Source organism: Arthrobacter sp. SIMBA_036, assembly GCF_046535135.1.
GTDB lineage: Bacteria > Actinomycetota > Actinomycetes > Actinomycetales > Micrococcaceae > Arthrobacter.
In genome coordinates this window covers 1-258 of sequence record NZ_JAWRXG010000286.1, presented here as the reverse complement: position 1 = coordinate 258, position 258 = coordinate 1, and the positions used below count along the sequence as shown (strand labels likewise).

Sequence of the window (258 nt, the reverse complement as noted above, 5' to 3'; positions counted from 1 at the left end):
ATACGGGTTAAATCATTGAACCGAAGACCGTTGGGATGCCGGCTGCGTTAGTGCCGGTCGACGGCCCTCAACCGCACGCCCTTTTCGGGCAGGGGGCATTTGTGAATATTCATTCGTTGATTCAATTGCTTGTCGTTCTAGAGGAATGCAAGAAGGTCGAGCGTGTCGTCGAGGAGTTGGAGAATGTCCTGCATTCCTACGGCTTCCAATATTATGTGCTTCTGCGCCATCCGAAACGCAGCGTCGATCCTTGGGGCA

The 258-nt window shown here is 53.1% G+C and carries 1 protein-coding gene; it reads left to right on the top strand.

Going from position 1 to position 258, the window contains the following annotated elements:
- Positions 1-35: 35 nt before the first annotated feature.
- On the top strand, positions 36-258 hold a 223-nt coding region (locus tag SB659_RS19915; RefSeq protein ID WP_410551668.1), incomplete at its 3' end, for a hypothetical protein.